Annotated in this window: 26 protein-coding genes; 8 read left to right on the forward strand and 18 right to left on the reverse strand. The window is 43.5% G+C overall.

The genetic code is table 11. The features are described from left to right. Positions 1 to 69: 69 nt before the first annotated feature. The 3 genes from CC90_RS0112690 to CC90_RS0112700 form a co-directional block, all read right to left on the reverse strand. Positions 70 to 633: a flavin reductase family protein gene (locus CC90_RS0112690; RefSeq protein WP_031391142.1), complete on the reverse strand. Its 564-nt coding sequence runs from the start codon at positions 631 to 633 to the stop codon at positions 70 to 72. A gap of 1 nt (position 634) precedes the next feature. Next, entirely contained in the window at positions 635 to 1,249 is a 615-nt protein-coding gene (locus tag CC90_RS0112695; protein WP_031391143.1) for a hypothetical protein, read from the reverse strand. A gap of 433 nt (positions 1,250 to 1,682) precedes the next feature. Beyond that, on the reverse strand, positions 1,683 to 2,336 hold the full coding sequence (locus CC90_RS0112700; RefSeq protein WP_031391144.1) for a GTP pyrophosphokinase: 654 nt from the start codon (positions 2,334 to 2,336) through the stop codon (positions 1,683 to 1,685). Between the two features lie 545 nt (positions 2,337 to 2,881). On the opposite strand from CC90_RS0112700, the gene CC90_RS0112710 reads away from it, so the two are divergent. Continuing rightward, positions 2,882 to 3,148, forward strand: a complete 267-nt coding sequence (locus CC90_RS0112710) for a hypothetical protein (protein ID WP_031391146.1) — start codon at positions 2,882 to 2,884, stop codon at positions 3,146 to 3,148. Positions 3,149 to 3,285: 137 nt separating this feature from the next. Then, on the forward strand, positions 3,286 to 3,936 hold the full coding sequence (gene trhA, locus CC90_RS0112715; protein WP_031391147.1) for a PAQR family membrane homeostasis protein TrhA: 651 nt from the start codon (positions 3,286 to 3,288) through the stop codon (positions 3,934 to 3,936). 93 nt (positions 3,937 to 4,029) lie between these two features. On the opposite strand, the gene galE is transcribed toward trhA, so the two are convergent. The 3 genes from galE to CC90_RS0112730 all read right to left on the reverse strand — a co-directional run bounded on the left by galE (position 4,030) and on the right by CC90_RS0112730 (position 8,490). After that, complete coding sequence (galE, locus tag CC90_RS0112720; protein WP_031391148.1) at positions 4,030 to 5,046, reverse strand: UDP-glucose 4-epimerase GalE; 1,017 nt, start codon at positions 5,044 to 5,046, stop codon at positions 4,030 to 4,032. A gap of 123 nt (positions 5,047 to 5,169) precedes the next feature. Then, positions 5,170 to 6,393: a UTP--glucose-1-phosphate uridylyltransferase gene (locus tag CC90_RS0112725; RefSeq protein ID WP_031391149.1), complete on the reverse strand. Its 1,224-nt coding sequence runs from the start codon at positions 6,391 to 6,393 to the stop codon at positions 5,170 to 5,172. Positions 6,394 to 6,450: 57 nt separating this feature from the next. Further along, positions 6,451 to 8,490 carry a methyl-accepting chemotaxis protein gene (locus CC90_RS0112730; RefSeq protein WP_051869539.1) on the reverse strand — a complete coding sequence of 680 codons (2,040 nt, stop codon included), beginning with the start codon at positions 8,488 to 8,490 and terminating at the stop codon, positions 6,451 to 6,453. 316 nt (positions 8,491 to 8,806) lie between these two features. On the opposite strand from CC90_RS0112730, the gene CC90_RS0112735 reads away from it, so the two are divergent. The 6 genes from CC90_RS0112735 (at position 8,807) to CC90_RS0112760 (ending at position 13,051) form a co-directional block, all read left to right on the forward strand. After that, positions 8,807 to 9,790 carry a CgeB family protein gene (locus CC90_RS0112735; protein WP_051869825.1) on the forward strand — a complete coding sequence of 328 codons (984 nt, stop codon included), beginning with the start codon at positions 8,807 to 8,809 and terminating at the stop codon, positions 9,788 to 9,790. Positions 9,791 to 9,973: 183 nt separating this feature from the next. Continuing rightward, positions 9,974 to 10,447, forward strand: coding sequence for a MarR family transcriptional regulator (locus tag CC90_RS0112740; protein WP_051869541.1), 474 nt, complete (start codon positions 9,974 to 9,976; stop codon positions 10,445 to 10,447). A gap of 2 nt (positions 10,448 to 10,449) precedes the next feature. Then, entirely contained in the window at positions 10,450 to 10,881 is a 432-nt protein-coding gene (locus CC90_RS0112745) for a pyridoxamine 5'-phosphate oxidase family protein (protein WP_031391153.1), read from the forward strand. Between the two features lie 32 nt (positions 10,882 to 10,913). Then, a complete protein-coding gene (locus tag CC90_RS0112750; RefSeq protein ID WP_031391154.1) occupies positions 10,914 to 11,540 on the forward strand; it encodes a nitroreductase family protein in 627 nt (208 codons plus the stop codon). 85 nt (positions 11,541 to 11,625) lie between these two features. After that, positions 11,626 to 11,778, forward strand: a complete 153-nt coding sequence (locus tag CC90_RS22395) for a hypothetical protein (RefSeq protein ID WP_035315704.1) — start codon at positions 11,626 to 11,628, stop codon at positions 11,776 to 11,778. 133 nt (positions 11,779 to 11,911) lie between these two features. Continuing rightward, positions 11,912 to 13,051: a glycosyl hydrolase family 18 protein gene (locus CC90_RS0112760; protein WP_031391155.1), complete on the forward strand. Its 1,140-nt coding sequence runs from the start codon at positions 11,912 to 11,914 to the stop codon at positions 13,049 to 13,051. A 5-nt stretch (positions 13,052 to 13,056) separates the two neighbouring features. Here the strand turns inward: CC90_RS0112760 and CC90_RS0112765 are convergent, their stop codons facing one another. From CC90_RS0112765 to CC90_RS0112820, 12 genes are all read right to left on the reverse strand, one after another. Next, entirely contained in the window at positions 13,057 to 14,421 is a 1,365-nt protein-coding gene (locus CC90_RS0112765) for a citrate/2-methylcitrate synthase (protein WP_031391156.1), read from the reverse strand. Positions 14,422 to 14,443: 22 nt separating this feature from the next. Further along, complete coding sequence (locus CC90_RS0112770; protein ID WP_031391157.1) at positions 14,444 to 14,881, reverse strand: MarR family winged helix-turn-helix transcriptional regulator; 438 nt, start codon at positions 14,879 to 14,881, stop codon at positions 14,444 to 14,446. 366 nt (positions 14,882 to 15,247) lie between these two features. After that, positions 15,248 to 15,655: an ATP synthase F1 subunit epsilon gene (atpC, locus tag CC90_RS0112775; RefSeq protein ID WP_031391158.1), complete on the reverse strand. Its 408-nt coding sequence runs from the start codon at positions 15,653 to 15,655 to the stop codon at positions 15,248 to 15,250. 15 nt (positions 15,656 to 15,670) lie between these two features. After that, entirely contained in the window at positions 15,671 to 17,062 is a 1,392-nt protein-coding gene (atpD, locus tag CC90_RS0112780; protein ID WP_031391159.1) for a F0F1 ATP synthase subunit beta, read from the reverse strand. 12 nt (positions 17,063 to 17,074) lie between these two features. Then, entirely contained in the window at positions 17,075 to 17,968 is an 894-nt protein-coding gene (atpG, locus tag CC90_RS0112785) for an ATP synthase F1 subunit gamma (protein ID WP_031391160.1), read from the reverse strand. A 6-nt stretch (positions 17,969 to 17,974) separates the two neighbouring features. Then, positions 17,975 to 19,477, reverse strand: coding sequence for a F0F1 ATP synthase subunit alpha (gene atpA, locus CC90_RS0112790; protein ID WP_031391161.1), 1,503 nt, complete (start codon positions 19,475 to 19,477; stop codon positions 17,975 to 17,977). A 5-nt stretch (positions 19,478 to 19,482) separates the two neighbouring features. Then, the gene (atpH, locus tag CC90_RS0112795) at positions 19,483 to 19,986 is read right to left on the reverse strand and encodes an ATP synthase F1 subunit delta (protein WP_031391162.1); all 504 of its coding nucleotides are present in this window, start codon (positions 19,984 to 19,986) and stop codon (positions 19,483 to 19,485) included. Beyond that, positions 19,967 to 20,416 (reverse strand): F0F1 ATP synthase subunit B, encoded by a 450-nt coding sequence (gene atpF, locus CC90_RS0112800; protein ID WP_031391163.1) that lies wholly within the window; start codon positions 20,414 to 20,416, stop codon positions 19,967 to 19,969. The genes atpH and atpF overlap by 20 nt, the downstream gene beginning before the upstream one ends. Before the next feature lie 106 nt (positions 20,417 to 20,522). Next, positions 20,523 to 20,753, reverse strand: coding sequence for an ATP synthase F0 subunit C (gene atpE / locus CC90_RS0112805; protein ID WP_031391164.1), 231 nt, complete (start codon positions 20,751 to 20,753; stop codon positions 20,523 to 20,525). 39 nt (positions 20,754 to 20,792) lie between these two features. Next, the gene (locus tag CC90_RS0112810) at positions 20,793 to 21,482 is read right to left on the reverse strand and encodes a F0F1 ATP synthase subunit A (protein WP_031391165.1); all 690 of its coding nucleotides are present in this window, start codon (positions 21,480 to 21,482) and stop codon (positions 20,793 to 20,795) included. A 376-nt stretch (positions 21,483 to 21,858) separates the two neighbouring features. Continuing rightward, complete coding sequence (locus CC90_RS0112815) at positions 21,859 to 24,045, reverse strand: glycoside hydrolase family 3 protein (RefSeq protein ID WP_031391166.1); 2,187 nt, start codon at positions 24,043 to 24,045, stop codon at positions 21,859 to 21,861. A gap of 32 nt (positions 24,046 to 24,077) precedes the next feature. Continuing rightward, positions 24,078 to 25,553, reverse strand: coding sequence for an alpha-L-fucosidase (locus CC90_RS0112820; RefSeq protein ID WP_031391167.1), 1,476 nt, complete (start codon positions 25,551 to 25,553; stop codon positions 24,078 to 24,080). Positions 25,554 to 25,592 lie beyond the last annotated feature (39 nt).

A 25,592-nucleotide genomic window follows, 5' to 3' on the forward strand; every position in this document is an offset into this window, starting at 1 on the left:
CAAAAGTACCTTCGCGGCAACGTTCAAAGACGCGGCCGTGAAGGCTTTTTATTTAATAGTAAAGTACCATTACTTCTTTTTCACACTATACCCAAAGGTCCCTATTTGCTTCCCAAGGGACATATAAGCGCCATGAGAATAAACAATAGGCAACGCCGCTTCGAAATGGAATTTATTCTTCTCATCCATAAATTCCTCATCCGCATGCACAGCCACCACTTGCGCGATAAACATATCATGAGTGCCCAGCTTCTTGATTTCCTTCACCACACACTCAATATTCACCGGACTTTCCACCAGCAAAGGTGCCCTTACGACATCAGCAGGTGCTGCTGTCAGCCCCAGTTCTTTAAACTTATCTATGTTACTTCCACTTCTTACTCCGCAGTAATCTGTAGCATAAGTCAACTTTTCCGTGGTCAGATTGATCACAAATTCTCCGGTCTCTTCTATCATATGATAGGAGTACCTCTCCGGCCGCACCGATATAGATACCATTGGCGGATCGCTGCAAACAGTTCCTGCCCACGCTACCGTAAATATATTCTTCTCTCCGTTCTTATCCGCCACACTCACCATCACCACAGGAAGGGGATAAAGCATATTTCCCGGCTTCCAGCTCTGTTTTCCCATATTAGAAAACCCCCAGTATATGAGCAATCAAAAGTCCCATGTTGGCCAGTGAAACCACAAGGGTAATGACTCCAATAGCCAAAGCACTCTTATCCATTTTCTTATTCGTATTAACAGCCTTCATCTCGCTATCCATAAGAACTTTCGTCTGCTTCTCCAGCTCCTCTACGACCACTGCTTGTACATTCCGGTATACTTTGACATTTTCTTTATGTACAAAATCGTCGGACTCTTTAAAAAGCTCCTCCAACTTCGCCATATTCGCGGCTGCCGTCTCCTTTATCTCCGTTAATGATGTCTCCTCAGCAGCCTTCTCCTCTTCGCCCTTCGCAGCCTGAATCTTGGCAATGCATTCTTCCGTCAGCATTTTCAATCTAAGGCTGTTCTCATTGAAGAGCTTATTAAGCTGCTCTATACTATTCCCTAGCAGCTCCTTGATTTTCTGCTCATTCTCGATATTTTTCAGATTCAGTTTCCGCATCTCCTTCATACAGGCATCGTATTCCTCTACCTGTGCCTCAAGCTTTTCTATCTGCGCGGCATCTGCAGCAGAGTTCGCGCGTATCGCCTCCTGCGAACTCAATTTTTGAGCTATTTTATCCATAAAATTGTCCATCCATTTTCCTCCAAACATGGTCTGTTTACCGTTCCCCGACTGTTTTTTCTTCCCGTATTTTCTGCTTAATATCTTATCATTTTTCGTTTTTATTTACAACCGTTCCAAACTTTTTGTGCAATTTGTTATAATTTATTTGTATATCTTTTTTAGTTTTGTAAATATTAACGTTCTTTTTACATGTCGTTCATAGTTTGTTCATAAATAATTGCTATACTAATCACATAACAGACGAGAGAGACCGTAATGTTTTTCATTACACATATAGATAAATTTTTTCATAATAGCCCAGATGCCGAAAGGTGTCTGGGCACTCCTCATTTTAGGACAAACATAAATGAAGAACATGAACTTACAAAACGGCATAGCCGAAGCCACGCCGTTTCATATAATACTTTCATATTTGATTTTTCTCGTTTTTCACGTTATGCATTTAGCGCTCATCACAATCATCTTCCTGGCTCAAGCTCTGTACCTTCTCATTGAGCAGAAGCATTCTTGCATCCAATTCGGAAACCATCTTGGCACATTCTATCAATTCATCCTTAATGTTGACCGGCGCGTTTCCTTCGAACTTGTAATGAATCTTGTGCTCCAGACTGGCCCAGAAGTCCATGGCTACCGTACGTATCTGAATCTCGACCTTCGTATCTACGATACGGTCTGAAAGATATACAGGAACAGTTACGAGCATATGGTAACTCTTGTACCCGCTGAGCTTCGGCGCAGTGATATAATCCTTCACCGAAATAATCTTAATATCGCTCTGGTGACTTATCATATCCGCTATCTCATAAATATCGGAAGTAAAGGAACAGATAACTCTTATTCCCGCAATATCGTTTACATACTTTACCATATTCTCAATAGTGGATTCATAGCCGTTCTTTTTCAGTTTCTTGACGATGCTCTCCGATGTCTTTATTCTGAATTTGATGTGCTCGATCGGATTGTATCTATGTACGTGCTGAAATTCATCGTTCAATATTTCCAGCTTAGTGGATATTTGTTTCAACGCCGAGTTGTAAATTAATATAACCTCTTTCCAATTATCCACATCGCTGTCTCGTTCTACTCTAAGTTCCATTTATTTTCCGCCTTACTTAATTTATCCTATTTCCATCTTGACAGGAAATATTTTACCAAGAACATTATACCATATTTTTATCCAAATGTGCATATTTCACAAAAACTTTATTTTTTTTTAATCTTTATTGTATATTTATACTCGGTATTGTGTTCCTGCCTTTGACTCACACCATATATTCATATGCCGAAAAAAATGAAATATTCCTATTTCCTCCATTGTGGCATTGGCAATATTTCTGCTCTTTGTCTCGCCTACTTTCTTCCAATAATTACAAACGGTATAAATACACTTCTTAAAATAACTATCGACGTTATGGAACTGAGCCTCTTGTGCATTACCTGTTGCTTTTCTGCTTTTTTCTTTCACATAACCCCTGTTCACATTAACAGCTATTGGTATCACATATCAATCATAAAATTTCTGTAGCTACTGCCCTATTATTTTCCAATTCACTTTTAACACAATGTTTCACTATATTTCTTCGCCAATAATATGATATTATAATTATCTACCATTACTCTTACGAAAGGAAGTTTTATAACATGTTTCGACTATGGGCAAAAATATTCAAGGACAATAGACAACTGCGGGACACCGTCATATGCGATGACAGCCAAGACTCGAGGACGCATAAGATATTTCATGCGATGGATGAAATCGTTTATCAGTTCGACTTAGGTAAACCTATCTGGCTGGATTCCACCGTTCAGGAATTCAAACGCCACGATAAAGTGCGATTCACTCAAGATAATTTTATCGAAACTATCGATTTCGACTACCTTGAAATTCACGTAATAGAAGAGGATTAGTTTTTTTATTTTATCTGCATATTTTTATTGACATTCCACACAATAAGTTGTAGTATCTAATCATGCTTTATGTAGTTTTCATTACTACATGTTACATTTTTAAACACCGCATCTTTTTGTGTGAGGAGGTAGATATAATGCAAATAACAATTCGTGAGCCGGGTAGCGCAATTACCCATTTTATTGGAATGATGATGGCGGTTTTTGCCGCTGTCCCTCTATTGATAAAAGCCGCTACAGCTTCGGGCAGTGCCGCTTTTACAGCAATGGCCGTATTTATGCTGAGCATGATTCTTCTATACGGGGCCAGCGCCACCTATCATTCGCTGACGGTGTCTGATAAGGTTTTGAGGATATTCCGCAAGATAGACCATATGATGATATTCGTGCTTATCGCAGGCTCCTATACCCCTGTATGCCTGATTGTACTTGGAGGTCCGCTCGGCTATACGCTGCTTGCAGTAGTATGGGGAATCGCCCTTTTCGGCATTCTCATTAAAGCACTGTGGATTACATGTCCGAAGTGGTTTTCTTCCACGATTTACATCGCTATGGGCTGGGTTTGTCTCTGGGTATTCGGACCACTGTGGAACACTCTGCCTAAGAGTGCTTTCCTCTGGCTGCTGGCAGGAGGTGTCATCTATACGGTGGGCGGCGTTATATACGCACTGAAGCTTCCCATTTTCAATGCGAAGCACGCATATTTCGGCTCACATGAGATTTTTCATTTGTTCGTTATGGGCGGGAGCATTTGTCATTTTATCTTTATGTATCGTTATGTTTTATAAAATGCTTTTCCATATACAATAATTGGGCCAAAAAAACGAGCGGTGTATGCCGGAACAGCTACATCGCTCATTTTTTATTTTTTTTATTTTTGTTTATTCTTCGTATCCGCCAGGATTATTACTCTGCCATCTCCATGAATCTGCACACATTTCTTTGATTCCATACTGTGCCTCCCAGCCCAGTTCCTTTTTCGCCTTGCCTGCATCCGAATAGCAGGTTGCGATGTCCCCGGGACGTCTGTCCTTGATGACATAGGGAATCTTCACTCCCGTAGCTTCTTCGAAATTCTTCACAAGATCAAGCACACTGTAACCTACTCCTGTCCCCAGATTGTAAATGCTAAGTCCGGCTTTTTCCTCTATCTTCTTAAGGGCCTTTACATGGCCTGCTGCCAAATCCACTACGTGGATATAATCTCTTACGCCGGTTCCGTCGGGAGTGTCGTAATCATTGCCGAATACGCCCAGCTCTTTCAGCTTACCTACTGCCACCTGCGTAATGTAGGGCATCAGGTTGTTAGGGATACCGTTAGGATTTTCACCGATAGTACCGCTCTTATGAGCTCCGATAGGATTGAAATAACGAAGGATGATAACATTCCACTGCGGGTCGGCCTTCTGCATATCCGTCAATACCTGCTCCAGCATGGATTTGGTCCATCCGTAGGGGTTAGTGCACTGTCCCTTCGGGCATTCCTCCGTAATGGGAATGATGGCCGGATCGCCGTATACGGTTGCAGAGGAGGAGAAAATGATGTTCTTCACTCCGTGCTTTCTCATCACATCCACCAAGGTAAGCGTTCCTGCAATATTATTCTCATAGTATTCCCACGGCTTCGCTACGGATTCCCCTACCGCCTTCAGTCCTGCGAAATGAATACAGGAATCGATTTTTTCTTTTTCAAATACGAGGTTTAACGCCTCTCTGTCCAAAATATCCGCTTTATAAAAAGGCACCTTCTTGCCGGTAATCTTTTCCACCCGTTGTAATGACTTCTCGCTGGAATTGCTCAGATTATCCAAAACCACTACATCATAACCCGCACCCTGCAATTCTATTACCGTATGGCTTCCGATATAACCGGCGCCTCCTGTGACTAATACTGCCATTTTCTTACCTCCTGCCTAATTAAATACTGTTTCTTACTGTCTTGTTTCTTATCCTTAAGTTTACTCCCATACCATTTTTTTTCAATATGGCAATGTTACTAATGGCTGTCAAAATGTTAAATACTATAAAATAATTCCATTTTCCTTGCACAGCTCTCTGGCCGTATCTACAGAATCCACACCCATGGCGTTCTTAATAGGAGCAAATTCTTTGTTTCTTTCCACCTCATAAGAAAGGCAATTGTCCACCTGATGAATCATATCAAGCACCAAGGTTTCATATTTATAACCGTTGGGTTTATCCGGCAAAACCGTGTTTCCCTCTTTGTCTATATAGGGTATCTTCTTCTCCACCACATGAAGGGGAAGCTTGCTCTCCTCTATGGCTTCCAGATCCCTTTCCCGGAAAAGGTAGTTCAAGATAACGCCAAAATTGTAGGCAGGTTCTCCTCGTTCGTCTTTTTCTTCCTTCATCGCTTCGGTAAGCTCATAATACTCCACGATAGAGGGCTTTCCATCCTCAAGACACAAGGTACCGACACGCTCGTCCGGCGTCTTTTTCTTCACCACCTTGGCTCCCGAAACACATCCGTTAGCAATTACGGCACCTACAAAGCAGGGGTCCGCAATACGCTGGAGCACATTGTCCACCGCAAATACATTCAGCCATTCGATGCCATCTTTTTTCACAATATCCACCAGTCCCCATTTGTTCATAGAGGTAAACCAACCGCCATTTCCGTTGGGAGAGGTGGAAATTCTTCCTATTTCTTCCATGTATGCCTTGCCTTCGTAATCCGAGGCAGGTACCATTTCCTGTCTGAAAAACGTCACAAAATCTTTATTATAGCCGAAGTATTCCTTCTCCTCAAAAAACTCCATGGTAACCTCATGGTTCTTATCGCTGGTCATGATAAACAGATGAATCCACGTCCTCGCCGCCTTCACTACATCCAAAAGATTCTCAATGATTCTCTGAAAAATATAAACCGGGCGGGTAATTCCTATATCGAACATTCCCTTGGGGGAGTCAGAACCCAACCGCGTTCCCATTCCTCCTGCCAAAAGCACCGCCGCGACCTTCCCCTTCTTAATTTCCTCAAGACCGATGGCCGTATAACTTTCTCTCTTTTCATCGATCTGCGCAAGCTGCATGGCCGTCAAGGGAGATATCTCCCCTTTCTGATTCGTAGTATTGTTCTTGCAATACTTAAGAACTTTGAAATCGGTGGTATCAATTTGCTCAAGCAGTGCCTCCTTCTCCGGCACCGTCAGCCTCTCATAGTAATCGAGCACGTGCAGCTGCCCGTACTTCTCCAGCTTTTCATACGCTTCTTTGTAATTCATTCAAACAGTCCGTCCTTTCTTCACGGTTCATAAATTGGGACCATAAATATATATTTTTTAACTTAACGTAAAACGGCCCACCAGGGAATTCAGGTTCTCCGACTGCGCGGAAAGCTCCTCGCTGGTAGCCGACGTTTCCTGCGCCGCAGCGGAATTGCTTTCCACTACCTGAGCAATCTGCCCTACCCCTGCCTCTATCTCTTTTATCGCTGCAGCCTGCTTATCAGAGGCGATTCTTACCTCTCCGACCGATTCCAGAATCTCATCTAAGCCTTTCAATACTTTCCTCAAATATTCCGCAGTATCTCTCGTAATCGCTCCGCCGTTGTTCACTTCCGCAATAGAAGCCTCAATCAGCTTCCTCGTATCCACTGCCGATTCCGCGCTTTGTTCAGCCAGCTTCCGTATCTGATCCGCAACGACTGCAAAGCCTTTCCCCGCTTCCCCTGCGCGGGCCGCTTCAATTGCGGCATTTAAGGATAGAAGATTGGTCTGGGATGCGATATTCTCGATGCCTCCGATAATATTACTGATCTGGTTAGAGGTATCTTCGATTTTCTGCATGGCTCCCGTCATCTCGTCCATCTTCCCCTGGCTGATCTTCGCCTGCTCGGCAACCGCCTGCACCCTGCCGTGGGCATTGTCGGTAGCCTTCGCATTCTCCTCCACATGTCCGGATACTTCCGCTACCGTAGCCAGAAGTTCTTCTACAGAACCAGCCTGATCGGCTGCTCCTTCTGCAAGCCCCTGTGCGCTCTCCGCCATCTGCGACGCACCTGACTCTACTTGCAGGGAAGCCTCATGAATCTCCGTCAAAGTGCTGCTTAAATCCATCGTCAAGGCTCTCATGGACAAAATAATCTGTTGAAAGGCGCCTACATATGCATCGTCTCCTATTTTCGACTTAACATCGAAGTTCCCTTTAGCCATTTCCGCAAGAAGATATGCGATATCACCGATGATTTCCTGCATACGGCTCACAATCGTCTTAGTGGAATCCGCCAGGATAAAGGTTTCATTTTGCGTACTTATCTCAGGAAAATCGCTGATCAAGTCTCCCTCTGCAAGGAGCTTCAGTCTCTCCGCACATTGGTTGATAGGATCGCCGATGGCCGTTCCCAGACGTCTCGCTATCACGATAGCCACTGCGATGGTAATGGCCAGCGAAATAAAAATACTCATAATGCTGAATATGGTAGCACGGATAAAATCAGATACAGGCGCCGTTACCGCAAGGCTCCATCCGTTCATTCCTATCGGCATATATGCCATATATTTCGATACGCCTTCATATCTATACTTCCCAAAACCGCTTTCTCCATTCATCATCTTGGTCTCTAAAGCTGCTAACTGTTTTAAGGAGGAATTATTCTGCAGCTCTTTTACAGTATTGCTTTCACTTGTCACCAAGTCATAATTGTGATGAGCGATGGTGTTGCCCTCACTGTTGATGATATAAGCAGCGCCGTTATTGCTTATCTTGATGTCCTTTACTATGGCGGACAGCATGCTGCCGTCCAAAGTCGCAACTACAGTGCCGACTATCGAGGTATTAAATCTTCCCCCCTCCCATAAAGGTGCCGCACAGTAAATGGTAAGCGCCCCCGTCGTTCCATCATAAATGGGGTCGCTCAGTGCAGTCTCTCCGTTTATTGCTTTCTTAAAAAATTCTGTGGCGCCCACGTTTGTCTCGCTGTTAAAAATACTTACTCCTGCCGTATCGGTCACAGTAGCCGCTTCCCAGCCGTATGCCTCTACATAGCCGTCAATCAGGCTTTGTTTATCCTCCAGTGCCGTCTCAGGATTGCTTAAACGAGCAATACTTCCCACTACCTCTACCAGATTCATATTAGCTTCCAGCTTGTTCTCCACTACGGCAGCGGATTCCTCAACGGTCTCCTCCATGCTCTGTTCAAGCACACTTTCCATAGAGGAAAAATTCATCCAGGCTGCTACTACTCCTACTATTACAAGCGAAATGGCAACGAGCAATATGATACTTTTTTGTATTTCTGCTTTTATAGTTGTAATATTCAATGCCTGTTCCAACCCACTTTTCGCCCCTTGGCGAAGCCTATCCTTTGTTTCCCTCATCATAGCGAACCCTCCGACCGTCTCTTTATTTCTTGACTTTTGTAAGAAATATCCAATTGCAGACTTTGATATAATTATAACAAATTCTCCAAATAGGCACAAGTAATTTGACCTTCACGTTACATAAATAAGTTACATAAAAGACAATGCGGGAAAACAATACCTTATCCGAGACATACGCTAAAAATCATTTATGCTTTGCATAACGATGTCTGATCAATGCCTTTACACAGGCATATCATCACATGTGGCATGTCAAGGGAATAGTATGTATTATAGGCTTCGGTTACAGACCGAAAAGAAACGAGGTGTATCCAAATTGAAAATATTATTTCTGGAAAGTCATCCCATGCTGATAAACGGATTACCCAACGGTTTTCGGGAAGCCGGCTGTGAGATAAAAATCTCAGGCCCGTTGACGAAGGAAAAAATTCCTATGATAATAGAGGAATTTCATCCGGATCTGCTCTTCATGCTGGGATGGAGCAGCGAAACCACGATAGAAAAAGCGAAATGGGTTCATTTCTATAGCAAGAATGCGAAAATTCCATTGGTATATTGGGCGACAGAGGACCCTACTCATACCTACAACTTTACTCTTCCTCTGCTTATGGAATTAAAGCCTGACTTCGTCTTTACCATCTGTAAGGGCAGAGTCCTGTATTATCAAATGTTAGGCTTTAAATCTGCTCACATGGACTTCGGCTATTATTCCGGCGTTCATTACAAGACATCACCCAATACAAAATATAAGTGTGACATTGCTGTAGTCGCTAACGCTTATCCCAATGTATTGCAGTTATATCCTCATCATTACCGTATTACCTCCCTGAAAATTCTCATAGCTCCATTGATTGCCGAGGGAATCCGTATTGATTTCTGGGGTCGGAAATGGGCCGAAATGACTCATTTGCTTGGAAACGACATTCCACCTGATTGTATACACGGCTATCTGAATTATACCCTTGCCAATCAGGTATACAGCTCCGCATCTATTATGCTCGGCTTACAGAACCAGCTGGGTCAGGTCAGCCAACGTACCTATGAGATCATGGGCTCCGGCGGATTTCTGATAACCTCCGACACGCCGGAGATAAACAGGCTCTTTCAATCGGGCAAGGATTTACTGACCTCAGACTCGCCGGAACAGACTCTTGAGCTGATTAAACATTATCTTAACTCCCCCGATGAGAGGGAGAAGATCAGCAGGCAGGGACAGATAGACGTGGAACTTCACAGCTATCTTAACCGTGCGAAGGAGGCACTTCGGGTTTTATCAGAACAAAAAATAATTTCCTTGTAGTAATCAAAAGAAAAATACATTGTAGAAGATATTGTTTTCTATTAATGTATTTTTCTGATTTAGACGGGAAAAAATATTCTGTCCAAAATTCCGCTGCCGGATTATTAATTTAAATAATACCAATTACGTTTGTTTATTTTATTTATACTTTTACTTAAAATTACTTGATATATTTAGTTCTATATGGTACTATACTATATAATAGGAGGTGACAAATTGATCAGTAAAACTAACGGAGGATTTCTTATTAGTAAGATCAAACAAATTCAAGGGCGTATATTTGAAAAATTACTCATTGAGCATGGCATTAATCAATTTAACGGCGCTCAAGGACGAATTCTTTTTGTCTTATGGGAAGAAGATAATATTCCAATCAAAGAGCTGGCAAGCAAAACCGGACTTGCCAAAACAACTTTGACCAGTATGCTCGATAGATTGGAATCATCCGGACATATTCGGCGGGTATATGATCCTTCTGACCGCAGAACAGTCAAAATAAAGCTAACCGCAGCCACTTTAAATCTAAAACAGCAATATGATGAAGTGTCCATTAAAATGAGTGAAATTTTCTACAAAGGATTTGATGATGATGAAATCATCTCCTTCGAGAAAAGTCTTAACAAGATATTAAACAATATGACAAAATGGGAGTTATAAAAATGGAAAAAGAAATCAAATCAGAAATTTGTAAATTACGTAATAATGCATGCGTTGCATACATAGGCTCTGTCAACGATGACGGCTTTCCGCAAATAAAAGGCATGCTCGTCCTTGAACACAGCAGCATAAAAACTCATTATTTTTCTACTAATACAAGTTCAAAACGTGCCAAACAATTTCTCAACAATCCAAAAGCATCCGTATATTATTGCGATGACACAATGAATGAATATAAAGGTGCATTATTTACCGGAACAATGGAGGTATGTACTGATCACGATACAAAGGCTTTTTTATGGAGAGACGGATTTGAAATATATTATCCAAAAGGAATTGATGACGAAGACTATTGCGTTTTTAAATTTACCGCTGAGGCAGTCAACTATTATCATGGCTTAAATAACACAACCCTATCAATAGAAGAATTCTGATCTCATTTTTGAAAACGAAAGAGGTGATTTATATGGACTTTTATAATGTAATAAATAAACGGCGAACTATACGCGACTTTAGTAACGAATCAATCGATATGCAAACTCTCTATAAAATTATCGATGCCGGGATGAAAGCTCCCACAAATGATCACATGAGGGATTGGCATTTTGTTGTTATAACTGATAAGACCGCTATCGAAAAACTAATAAAGAAAATCCCTAAAAAAATATCTGATAAACGTCTGGATTTTATTACGAAATCATGGAAATTACAAGATGACTGTCAAAAAAAAATGTACAATAATGCAATACCGAAGCAATACCAAATGTTATTAAACGCCAGTTGCATACTAATTCCCTTGTTTAAACAAAAAAATGATTTATTAAAGCCAAAGAATTTGTCTTCTCTCAATGCCTTTGCATCTATATGGTGTTGCATCGAAAATATATTTCTGGCAGCTACGGCGGAAGAGTATGCATGCACATTACGTATTCCTTTGGGAGAGGAGCAGGAATATGTAAGAAGCGTCTTATCTTTTCCGGCAGAATATATGATGCCTTGTTATATAGGTATCGGAAAGCCGTCGGAAGATGCAGTATATAATATTCAAAAGGAATATTCCATAGATAACAGAATTCATATAAATATATGGTAATAAACTATATTTTTACTCAAATACCTCCAATATTTTCCTCTGTCTTTTCCCGAATTATTGCACACACTATTCTCGAGGTGATAATATGGCATCCTATGTATCCCCGGAACTTCGGGAAAAATTTGAAACATTGTCCATTGATTTAAAAAATAATATCCTGAGACGTAATGTAAGGCTGAATTCTATTTACGACTTAATTCACGTTCTCGAGGTAATTTCGAAAGAGGCGGGAGAATGAATCTCCCGCCTCCTCCATATCCATTATTTATAATACAATTTCTTCTTTTATCTCTCTTTAAAGAACCCCGCATTTGTAACTGCTAACCGCTATTTCGCATAATATAATACAAATCACCTCAGGACCCTTCCTCATGACTATTTATATCGTAAACGCCGGAGATACTGTGAATTCTATCGCTTCCGCCTTTGGAGTTACCGCAGATTCCATCATATATAACAATCAACTTTCTTCCCCTTACCGCCTCGCCGTAGGGCAAGCTCTTTTACTCAACACAGGGGAAAACACCGGCGACAAAAGACTCATCTACACAAACGGCTATGCTTATCCTTTCATCAATAGCTTTAACCTGACGGAAACCCTGCCTTATCTCACCGATTTATCCGTATTCTCCTATGGCTTTACGACCACAGGCGAGCTCGTTCCTCCGCCCATAGATGACACATGGATGATTGCGCTTGCAAAGGAGGAAGGTACTGCTCCCATCCTTACGCTAACCCCCTTCGGCCCGGACGGCTTGTTCAACAATCACCTGATCACTGTAGTGGTAAGCGACGTAGCGGTGCAGCAAAATCTCATCAACCAGCTTCTTGCGATGATTTCCCAAAAGGGATTTGAGGGAGTGGATATCGATTTTGAATACATTCTCGCAGAAGACAGAGTTCCCTTTGCAGAGTTCGTCGCCAATGTACGCGCGGCGGTAAATGCCGTGGGCTATCCTGTCTCCGTAGCCCTCGCACCCAAGACCTCAGATAACCAGCCGGGACTGCTTTACGGGGGAAAAGATTATGGGCTTTTGGGAGCGGCTGCAGACAACGTGCTCCTTATGACATATGAATGGGGTTATACCTACGGTCCTCCCATGGCTGTGGCCCCTATCAATAAGGTGCGGGAGGTGGTAGACTACGCCATTACGAGGATTCCAATCGAGAAAATCAATCTGGGAATCCCTAACTACGGCTACGACTGGACACTCCCCTACGAGCGAGGGGTAACAAAGGCACGCACAATCAGCAACACAGAAGCTGTGCAGATCGCTATCGATAATAACGTTCCCATCCAGTTCGACCAAGTGGCCATGTCACCCTTCTTCACTTACGAAAGTGAAGGGTTAGCTCACGAAGTTTGGTTCGAAGATGTCCGCAGCATGAGAGAGAAATTCTCTCTCGTACAGGAATATGGTCTGCGGGGGGTGGGCTATTGGACGATTATGAATCTATTTCGGGCTAACTGGCTGCTGCTGGCAGACACCTTCAATATCGTTAAAGAATAGCTGTTTTATCTTTCATCAATATCCATATATTTTTTTTCCGTCATAACGGTCTTGTAAGCGGGACGGATAATTTTATCCGCATTGATAAGCTCTTCCAGACGATGTGCGCTCCAGCCTACAATTCTCGCCATAGCGAATATGGGGGTGTACAATTCCAACGGAATATCCAGCATGCTGTATACAAAGCCGCTGTAGAAGTCCACGTTGGCGCTTACTCCCTTGTAAATATTGCGCTTTTCGCCGATTACCTCCGGCGCAAGGCGCTCTATCATGGAGTAAAGCTTGAAATCCTCATCTCTCTTCTTATCAGCCGCAAGCTTTTCCACGAATCCCTTGAATATCGTCGCTCTCGGATCCGAAATGGAATATACCGCATGCCCCATACCATAAATCAGGCCGCTCTTATCGAACACCTCTTTGTTCAGCATGCGGGCAAGGTAATCCTTCATCGCTTCTTCATCATCTAAGTCCTTAACATTTTTCTTAATGTTCGCCATCATCTCCACTACCTTGATGTTCGCGCCGCCATGCTTAGGCCCCTTCAAAGAAGACAGAGCCGCCGCGATTACAGAGTAGGTGTCGGAGCCGGAGGAGGTAACCACTCTCGTGGTGAAGGTTGAGTTGTTGCCACCGCCGTGTTCCATATGGAGAACAAGCGCAATATCCAGAACCCTTGCCTCCAATTCGCTGTATTTCTTATCCGGACGCAGCATTCTTAATATGTTCTCAGCCGTGGATAAATTTGCATCCGGCCTATGTATATAAAAACTTTCGTCGCATTCATAATGGTTATACGCATGATACCCATAAACTGAAAGCATGGGGAAAACGCTGATCAGGCTCATACTCTGGCGAAGTACGTTCTCGATGCTCAAATCCGAAGCCTGCTTATCGTAAGAAGCCAGTGTCAGCACACTCTTAGTAAGAGAATTCATAATATCCTTGCTCGAGGCTTTCATAATTACATCTCTCGTAAAATTCGTCGGCAAGGTGCACGTCAGCGACAGATTCTCCTTGAACTCGTTAATCTGCATCTCATTCGGAAGGCTTCCGAACAAAAGGAGATAGGCTATTTCCTCAAAGCCATATCTTTTGCTGTGTTCAAAACCCTTTACCAATTCGATGATATCGTAGCCTCGATACAACAGCCGCCCTTCGCAGGGCATCCTTTTTCCATCTATGATTTCCTGAGATTTTATCAAAGAAATATTTGTGAGACCCGCAAGAACGCCTTCACCATTTTTATCCCTCAATCCTCGTTTTACGCCGTACTCGTCGAACAAGGGGCTGTCTATATTACCATTTTCTATACAGATTTTGCTGTATTTCGCGGTATAATTATCTAGTTGCTCTTTCTTGCTGTTTCTCATAGTTCTTCTCCTTTTCTATTTCTTAAAAAGTTCCCAGTTCCTTGTTAATATTGTGTGCAATTTTCTTTCCTACCTGTAACATCACCCTCTTTTCTTCCTCTGTGACATCCTTATAAATAATGTCCACAAGACCTTTCCTCAATTTCTCCAGTTCTTCGCAGACCGGCTCCGCATCCTTCGTAAGTTCCAGATGAATGCATCTTCTGTCCTGTTCATCCGCCTTTCCCGTCAAATAGCCGCATTCAGTCAAATGCTCGATGGCGTGAGAAATATGAGCCTTGGAAAAAAACTTATTCTCCGCAATATCCCTCGCCGTATCATATCTTCCGTTTCGCAGAAAAAGCAGGATTTCTATTTCTATCTTGTGCAATCCGTACTTTTCCGTAATGAGGTTGCTCATTTTCTCATAAAGCTTCTTAAACTGCTGACCGTTTAACAACGTCTCAAAATCGTTATTCACAATTATTTCCTCTCATGATGACCGCCCAAAATTTTTTTTGCCGACAACGGGCGAACCGCTCTCAAACGAATCGTTTTATTATAAACAGTTTGGAAAAGAACAGTTCACTTATAAACAATTTTTACACATCTGCTTTTATCTGTCAATATTTTTTTATGAGAGGCCACCTCCTATTGAACAAAAATGTGTTTTGCACGCTCTCGCGGCCATATGCTTCGGCAGTACATCTTTTGTTCCGCGCACACAGCTATGCTGCCGCTTTTATGTAATGAAAACACTTTCCTATTTACTAAAAATAGGAGGCCGCCTCAGCACGAATCCATATCGTACTTTGGTGCCCTCCTATTGCAATTCAATTTACATTTATTATTTGTGTTTGCTCGCTGTCTTCAACCTGCTCATAGCTCTGGACAACGCTGCTTGTGTGTGGTAATATTCGCGAAGGCTCTGCTTCTGGCGCAGATGCTCCATCGCTCTCTCCTCCGCCTCTCTGGCTCTCGCGACGTCTATTTCTTCCGGTCGCTCCACCGTCTGTACGAGAAGAGTGGCTCGGTTGTTCATTATTTCAAAAAAGCCGATGCCCACCAAAGCTTCTATTTCGCTTCCATCCTCAAGCGTAATCCGGATTTCTCCTTCTTTTACGGCAATTACCATGTTCTCATGGTGTGCCAGAATTCCTACCAGACCATCAAGAGAAGGAATAATGAGAGATGCACAGTGGCCATCAAAAAAAGTCTTGTCCACCGCCATTACTTTTAAACTATATGTCTCCATATCAACACCTCTCTCTTATTTAGCCATAGATGCTGCTTTTTCTTTTACCTCGTCGATATTTCCGACGTTGAAAAATGCGTTTTCCGGGTACTCGTCCATCTCTCCGTCAAGAATAGCCTGGAAGCCCTTGATGGTCTCCGCAACCGGCACATACTTTCCGGATATACCGGTAAAGTTCTCAGCTACGTGGAAAGGCTGAGATAAGAATTTCTGCACCTTTCTGGCGCGGTATACTGTCACCTTATCTTCTTCTGACAACTCCTCCATACCGAGGATCGCGATAATATCCTGAAGCTCTTTATACTTCTGAAGCATTTCCTGAACGCGTCTCGCCGTCTCGTAATGCTCCTGACCTACTACATCCGCTTCCAGAATACGGGAAGTAGATTCCAACGGGTCTACCGCCGGGTAAATACCCTGCTCCACGATTTTTCTGGAAAGTACCGTAGTCGCATCCAGGTGGGAGAAGGTTGTGGCAGGTGCCGGGTCAGTCAAATCGTCCGCCGGCACGTAAACAGCCTGCACGGAAGTAACCGAACCATTTTTTGTAGAAGTGATACGCTCCTGCAATTCACCCATTTCCGTTGCAAGAGTCGGCTGATAACCTACCGCAGAGGGCATTCTTCCCAACAATGCCGATACTTCTGAACCTGCCTGCGTAAAACGGAATATATTGTCGATAAACAAAAGTACATCTTTGCCTACCTTATCGCGGAAATATTCCGCCATGGTAAGTCCCACCTCGCCCACGCGCATACGCGCTCCGGGGGGCTCGTTCATCTGTCCGAACACCAAAGCTGTCTTTTCCAAAACTCCTGATTCTTTCATTTCCGTCCACAGATCGTTACCCTCTCTGGAACGCTCACCAACACCGGTGAAAATGGAATATCCTCCGTGCTCTGTGGCGATATTACGGATCAATTCCTGAATAAGTACCGTTTTACCTACGCCGGCACCGCCGAAAAGTCCGATCTTACCGCCCTTAGCATAAGGGGTCAAAAGATCGATAACCTTAATTCCGGTCTCTAAGATTTCCACTGCGGGGCTCTGATCCGCGAATGCCGGGGGATCCCTATGGATAACCCATTTTTCTTCGCCCTCCAAAGATGCGCCGTCGTCCAGAGTTTCTCCCAGCACATTGAAAAGGCGTCCTAAGGTTTTTTCGCCTACCGGCACCTTTATTCCGCTTCCCGTGGCCGTTACTTCCATATCTCTGCTAAGTCCTTCGCTGGAAGCAAGCATGATGCAGCGCACCATATTATTTCCGATGTGTTGTGCCACCTCCATAACGCAACGCTTTTCTCCGTTTTTTACTTCCAAAGCGTCTTTGATACGGGGCAAGTCATTATCTTCAAATTCCACATCCACAACGGGGCCCATTACCTGAACTATTTTTCCTTGTTTCATATGCTCCGACTCCTAACTTAACTTCTTTTTCTTCTGGGCTTTCGCACCGCTGATTACCTCAGTGATCTGCTGCGTAATCACCGCCTGCCTTGCTCTATTATACATGATATCGAGTTCCCATAACATTTCCTCCGCATTGTCCACGGCAGCTTCCATCGCCATCATTCGGGAATTCTGTTCGCTGCAGAAGGACTCCACCAGCGCTCCGTAAACAAAGCCCACAAAATAATCCGCCGCGATATGATTAACCACTGTACAAGCGTCCGGTTTCATTGCCAATTCCTCCATGCGCATGTCAACAAGAGGATTTATATAGAAATCCGATTTCTTCAAAGGGAGCAGCTTCACCGTCTCGGCTTCCGCCTGCATGAAGCTCGCCATCTTCGTATAGATGATGTAGACCTCGTCCAGCCTGCCCTCCCTGTACATCTCCAGCACGTTTTCGGCAATTTTTCTTGCCCTTCCGAGCGTAGGGTTCTGAACAGTATACTGGAATTCCTCTTCGATATCGATTTTCTTACGTTTAAAATATTGGCGCCCTACTTCTCCCAAGACGAACAATACCGGCTTCGCACAGCTTTGCAGCTGTTCTTCCGCCAATTTCAGGATATTGTGGTTATAAGCTCCTACCAAACCTTTATCGGCGGTTATTACGATATATCCGATCCTTTTTTCTTCCGGATCCTTCTCCTCATGCTGGTCGAAGTAAATGTTCTTCATATCAGGAATGTGACGGAGTATCTGGCTCATAGTATTTTGCAGCGTGTAGAAATAAGGTTCCGTCGCTTCCAGATTCTTTTTGGCTTTTTTAAGCTTCGAAGAAGAAATCATATACATAGCATTGGTGATCTTCATCGTGTCTTGTATGCTTTTCTTCCTGACTTGGATTTCTTTTATACTTGCCATATGCTATCACCTGCTCTTATATTCCTTGGCCGCCTCGATAATCTGCTCTACCAACTCATCCGTTAAAGCCTTTTTCTCCTCGATTTCGAATCCGATCTGAGGATGCTTTCTATCTATAAATTCCAGTATTCCCTTCTGGTATTCCTTTACCTTCTTCACCTCTACCGAATCGAAAACACGGTTGTTCGCCAGGCAAAGCGTCATTACCTGCTCATGCAGGGAGAGCGGATGTGCCAAAGGCTGCTTCAACAGCTCCATCAGCACCTTACCATGCTGAAGCTGCTGCTTCGTGTTATCGTCCAAATCGGAGCTGAACTGGGTAAATACTTCCATTTCCCTATACTGTGCCAAATCGATACGGATACTTCCTGAAGCCTTTTTCATAGCCTTCGTCTGTGCCGCACCGCCTACACGGGATACGGACAAGCCTACGTTGACCGCCGGTCTCATACCGGCAAAGAACAAGTCGCTTTCCAAAAAGATCTGTCCGTCGGTAATGGAAATAACGTTCGTAGGAATATAGGAGGATACGTCGCCTGCCTGTGTCTCTACGATAGGAAGAGCCGTGATGGAACCGCCTCCCAATTCATCGTTCAAACGGCTGGAACGCTCCAATAATCTGGAATGAAGATAGAATACGTCACCCGGGTATGCCTCACGTCCGGGCGGACGCTCCAGCAAAAGGGACAGTGCACGATATGCCACCGCATGCTTGGATAAATCGTCGTAAACCATAAGCACGTCTTTTCCCTGATACATAAAATACTCGCCCAGCGCCGTTCCCGCATAAGGTGATATATATTGCAGCGAAGCCGGTTCACTGGCTGTAGACACGAGCACGATCGTATAATCCAAAGCGCCGTGATGTTCCAGAGTGGAAACCAATTTTGCCACGCTGGATGCCTTTTGTCCGATAGCAACGTAAATGCATATAACGCCTTTTCCTTTTTGGTTGATAATCGTATCCACCGCGATGGAAGTCTTTCCTGTCTGCCTGTCTCCGATAATCAACTCTCTTTGTCCGCGTCCGATAGGAAACATGGAGTCAATGGATAAGATTCCCGTCTCCAAAGGAGTATTTACTGATCTACGCTGAATAATCCCCGGGGCCTCTTCTTCTATCGGTCTGTAATCCTTGGCGGGAATCTCTCCCTTTCCATCCACCGGTTCACCCAGCGCATTGATGATTCTTCCGATATAGCCTTCCCCCACAGGGATACCTGCTTTTTTCTTCGTTCTCGTTACTTTGGTACCTTCTTTTATTCCAGTATCGCTGCCAAAGAGAATACATCCGATTTCATTTCTTCGAATGTCCTGTACCATGCCTTTGACACCGTTATCAAATACGACAATCTCACCATACATGGCATGGTCGATACCATATATCGTAGCAATTCCATCTCCTACCCAAATAACAGAACCAACTTCCTGCTCTCCGGCATCCCAGTTATAATTTTCTACCTCTGCTTTTAAGATGGAAATAATGTCTGCTGCACTGATTGCACTCACAGCGTTCACCTCCCAATTAATTTTTTCTCCAATTGATGCAGACGGCCTTCATAACTAAAGTCAAATTCTATCCCGCCTGCTTTCAACAGATAGCCGCCAAGAAGAGATTCGTTTTTCTCTTCCTCTAACAGTACTTCTTCACACGAAAACTTCTCTTTCAGAAATTGTACTATCCGTTCTTTCTCCGTTTTCTCGAGAGGATTTACATAATACACTTGTCCATGCAAGATTCCATGCTGCTTCTCATAATACTCGCGATAGGCAATAAATGCGTCCGTAAGTTGACCAATCCGTCCATATTTACATAAAAGCTTTAAAAACGCGGACATTTTCCCATCAAAAATCCGATCGATTACCGCATATTTCGTTTTCCGTAAAACGGTAGGGTTCTGCAGGATATTAAGCAGCTTCGGCTCTTCTTCAAACAGTTTCGCCGTTTGCTCTACCTCTTCTTTCGGTATGGAAAGCTCGTACAACACTTTTCCATAATTATTGGCTGTTTGCGTCATTTATCTCACCCGACTTTAATATTTTTCTGGCTGCCATCAAAGCAAGGCCGGCAATCTGGCTTTCTGCTTCCCGTCTTGCTCTATCCTGCTCGCCCACGATTTCCTTCTTCGCTCTTTCCATGAGTCTGTCGGATTCTGTCTTAGCTTCTTCCATGATCAGAACCTTTTCACTCAGAGCCTGCTCCTTTGCCTGCAACACAATTTCTTCAGCTTCTTTTTCCGCTGTTCCCATCTTTGTTTCGTACTGTTCTTTTAATTCTAAAGCATGCTCTTGATTTTTTTTCGCATCGCTTAATTGTCCTTGAATCAGCTGCTCACGTTTTTCAATAATTCCCATTACGGGTTTTACCAGAAACTTTTTCATAAGCCAGTATAATACAAGCACATTTATAATGGTAAATACAATATTCCAGAAGCTTATATTCAGCATATTGCCTTCCGCCTTTCTCATATTAATGAGTAAATAACACTCATCTGAGTAAATAACACTCATCTGAGTAAAGAGCACTCATCTGGAAACGCTCCAGACATTAAACTTATTTCAATAACAAAACAATCAGCAAAGCGATAACGAAACCGTAAATAGCTGTTGCTTCCGCAAGTGCACAACCGATAAGCAAAGTAGTTCTGATCTTGCCGTCTGCCTCAGGCTGTCTTGCGATAGCATCCGCTGCTTTTCCGGTTGCGAGACTGATACCAAGACCTGCACCAATACCTGTAAGAACTGCAATTGCTGCTCCAATAGCAACTAATAATGTTGAATCCATAATAAATACTCCTTTTCTCTCCAAAATTTTATTTTTTTATTAATCTTCTAAAGCTTCTCCGACAAACAAAGAAGTCAGAAATACGAAAACATACGCCTGAATCAAACCGTCGAAAATATCGAAGTACAAGCTGAAAGCAACTGGCACAACAGCAGGTAAGAGCAATTTGATCAGTTCCATTACTACGAAAGCTCCCAGCACGTTACCGAAAAGTCGCATGCAAAGGGATAATGGCCGGATAAATATTTCCAAAATATTGATAGGAAGCATTATCGCAATAGGCTGAGCAAAGCTTTTTAAAAAACCTTTAAATCCTTTTTGTCTCAGACCCGATATCTCAATCAGCATAATGCTTATGAGAGCCAGTGCGATTGTTACATTCAAATCCTTTGTTGGAGGTTTAAAACCAAACAATCCCATTAAGTTTGCCATACCGATGTATAGCGCTGCAGTGATCAGATACGGAATGTACTTTCTCCCATGGTGTCCAACACACCCCTCAAAAAAATCATACAAACCTCCGATGGCCGTCTCTAACATCAATTGCTTTCGTCCTACATTTTCCACCTTCAGGTTCCGCACAAGTATAATCGAAGTCAGCGTCAAAACTGCCATGATTATCCAAGTGACCACCACTGACTCCATAACGGGAATTCCACCGAAAAGAGGAATCGTAAATACGACCTCACAATTCAGTTCTTCCAGTAAGGACTCAACGAAAGCATCCATGCTCCTCACATCCTTTCTTCTCCGTACATTCTTCCCCCTCGATATACGGTTACCGTATTTTCATCCATTATAACACAACATGGAAGATAACCGCTACTATTTGTACGAAATTAAATGTCATTTACTGTCTTTTTTTGTGTAATTGATGTCATTCTATTACGCGCTTTTTGCTTTGTCAATTATTCAGGTTGACCTGCTGCAATCTCTTAACATTTTCTTAACTTTGTTAATTTTTATTAAATTTCGCTGAAATAGAGGCCATCATCTTTGTTAGTTTTTAATCTTGTTTTCATAAATCTTTATATTTTAAAATTTTATTATTAAAATGAGCACATAAAAGAGAACAAATTTCACAAATTTTTTCCGTTTTGCTATTTTATGAAAATGAAAGCTCTATCTCTTGCCTCAGACGCTCATCCGTAAGGGAAGCCGCGAGAATCAGCTCATAGTTCCCGGAAATCATCTTGAATTTCTTCGCCTTTTCGTCGTAATAGGAAAAATCTTCCTCCCTCAGACAAAAGCTCACTCTGCCCGTTTCACCCGCTTCCAGTTCTATTTTCTCATAACCCTTAAGCTCTTTTACCGGCTTATCCACCTGATTCATTTTATCCTTAATATAAAGCTGTACAATTTCCTTTCCTTTTCTTTCTCCGGTATTTTTAACATCACAGCTTACCGCTATCCGCCAGTCCGGCCCGTCGGTCTTCTTGCAGGCTTTCATGTTGCCATAGCTGAATTCCGTATAGGAAAGACCGTGACCGAAGCAATACTGAACAGGTAGCATGTTCTTCTCATAATAACGATATCCCACGTAGATCCCTTCTTTATAATGAAGCAAATCCTTCTTCGCAAAATCTCCTATCTTATGGGCACTGCAATCCTCATGGGTAAAAGGAAAACTTTCCGGCAGCTTGCCCGAAGGGTTAACTTCCCCCAACAGTACTTCTGCCAGGGCACTGCCGCCCTCCATTCCCGCATAAAAGCCAAGTACGATAGCTTTCGCCTTTTTTTCCCACCTGCTCATTTCTATCGGTGAGCCTGCAATCATTACTATAACCGTATTCGGATTCGCCTCAAGAACTGCCTCCATCACCTCATCCTGCCCATAAGGAAGCTTCATATCGCTTCTGTCTTGTCCCTCTACGTCATATTCGTGATTCAGCCCTCCCACAAAAATAACGTGCTCGTATTCCTCCGCATATTTCACGGCTTCCTCAAGCAGCTTTTTTCTTTTCTTCAAAACGGCTTCGCTTTCTATACCCTCGGTGCGTTTTCTTCCGCCGTCCGCCTCGAGGCTGCTCTCCTGCCAGTTTTCCTCGCTTTGTATTTTCTTTTCTTCAAAATATCCTTCTATATATTTAATCTCACAGTTTCCGCCTAACTGGTTCGACAGTCCCATATAAGGTGTGATCTCATAAAGTGCTTTTATTTCTGCGCTTCCCCCTCCGTTTGAGTGAATTCGGTCTGCATTCGTTCCGATAAGGAGCAGTCTGTCGATTTTTTCTTTTTTAAGAGGAAGCAAATTACCCTCATTTTTTAATAGAATGATAGATTCCCGCGCTGCCTCTAACGCTTTTCCCCTATGCTCGGGAGTATTATAGCAGCCTCGCTTCCTTTCACATTTTACCGTCTTTCCTTCCTTTTTATCCACATCAAACATATGGAGCTCCAGCATCAGCCAAAGGACATGGCGAATCTTCTCATCCACGAGCTCTTCGCTTATCTCTCCGTCCTCTACGGCCTTCTTTAAAGACTGTGCCATAAAATATTCATCAAAATTGCTCGTTACGGACATCTCCACATCCAGCCCGCTTTCCGCTGCCTCTTTTGTCTTATGCACCGCACCCCAGTCAGAAACAACCAATCCTTCGTAGCCCCATTCTTCCCTCAATATTTCGTTCAAAAGCAGCTTGCTTTCGCAACAGTGCTGCCCGCGTATCAAATTGTAGGCTCCCATCAGGGAATAAGAATTACCCTCATCCACCGCCGCCCGGAAAGCCGGGAGATAAATTTCCCGAAGAGCTCTCTCCTCTACCTCTACATCCACCCATAACCGCTCGGTTTCCTGGCTGTTCATGGCAAAATGCTTCACACATGCCGCCACGTCATGCTCCTGAATTCCCTTAATGACCTCCACACACTGCTTCGCGGTCAGATAAGGGTCCTCACTCATATATTCAAAATTTCTGCCGTTTAACGGACTTCTTTTAATGTTAATACCGGGAGCCAAAATAATATCCTTCCCCCTGCCTCTGGCCTCTTCCCCTAACACACTGCCGCATTCATATGCCAGCTCCTTGTTCCAAGTAGCCGCGATTGCGGAGTTACTGGGCAAATAAGAGCAGGCATCCTGAGAATGTCCTATAGGAATCCACGCATCATTTTTCCACTCCGCCCTAACTCCCATAGGCCCGTCGGACATGTAAAGCGGCGGTATCCCCAGCCCCTCTACTCCTTTCGTCCGAAACAGCCCGTCTCCATGAATCATTCCTATTTTCTCATCCAGCGTAAGCTGCTTTAACAAAAGCTCCGCCTTTTCCTTATTCTCTATGCTTATCTTCATCTTTATACCTCTGCTCCTTCCAAATCCATAAATTATTCCACTTCTATTTTAATAACTACCGGATAATCGCTTTTAACCGTCTTCGTCTGAAAATGAAGTCCCAACTCATCCCTCACAAAGGATATCTCTTCTTCACTTGCCAAGACCGATACCCTTCGAAGAATCCCTTGAAAAACCGGCTTATTCAAATCCCTCTCCTTATAAAAGGAACGAATGGTCACCCTGCCGTCTGCCGGATAACTCATGCAAATAGCATAAATATTCCCATGGGCCGCCGTAAACCGGAAATCCTGCGGAGTATAAACCGTTTCCTGCCCATCGCTGAACTGCCCCTCACGCTCCTCAGTAGGCCCTTCCTCCGCAAAACGCCAACATCTGCTTTCATAAATAGCCTCTCCATTTACAGAAAGCCACTGTCCAATCTCCTTCAATATATCCCCATCCTTGCTATCAATCGTACCATCCGCCTTCGGACCTACATTCAACAGCAAACTGCCGTTCTTACTGACCACGTCACACAGATAACATATAATCTCTCTCCCACTCTTATAGTCGAGAGTCTCCGTATAGCACCATGAATTACGGGCAATAGCAGTATCTGTCTGCCAAGGATAAGGCTTCGCCTCTGAAAGCTTCCCCCTCTCCACATCTACAATACCGCTCCCAAAAGCAAGGGACTCCTGCTTATAGCAAATCCCCACAGGAAAGCCATACTCCGCCCCCCTATTATAATAGTAAGCAGCCATCTTCCTGACCTGCTCCTTATATGCCTCATGCTGTATCCACCAGTCAAAATAAAGAAGTCTGGGATGATACTTATCGATCAGCTCGCACGTTCGAAGCAACCAATCCTCCAAATACTCCTCATCCGGATAAGGCTCTGACAAAATATCCTGCTGATCCGGCTGCTGCTGTACCGAGGGCCAGTAAAAATCCCCCCTTTCCAACGGCTCCTTTATATCGCTTTCAAAATCCTTACCGTTCCCCATAAACCATTGGTGTTCCGCCCTATGTGAAGAAGCAGCAAATACAAGCCCCTGCTTTTCCGCCTCTTCCTTCAGACTTCCTATAATATCTTTCTTAGGCCCCATTTCCGCTGCATTGAAATGTGAAAGCTCCGAAGGATACATCTGAAATCCATCATGATGCTCCGCAACAGGAACAACATATTTCGCCCCGGCTTCCCTGAAAGCAGTTATCCATTCCTCAGCGCTGAATTTCTCAGCAGTGAACATGGGAATAAAATCCTTGTAGCCAAACTCCTTATGAGGGCCATATGTGTCAATATGATGCTGGTATTCAGGCGTTCCCTGTATGTACATGTTGCAGGAATACCATTCGTTATTAAAGGCAGGAACGCTGTAGAGGCCCCAGTGGATGAAGATGCCGAATTTGGCGTCTTTGAACCATTGGGGGATTTCGTATTTTGACAGGGAGGACCATGTGGGGGAGTAGGGGCCGCTTTGAATGGCGGCTTCTATTTGGGATAGGAATTGTTTGTTGTTCATGTTTGAGTCTCACTTTCTTCTATTTGTGGGGGTGGGTTG

The sequence above is a fragment of the Kineothrix alysoides genome, assembly GCF_000732725.1.
Classification (GTDB): domain Bacteria; phylum Bacillota; class Clostridia; order Lachnospirales; family Lachnospiraceae; genus Kineothrix; species Kineothrix alysoides.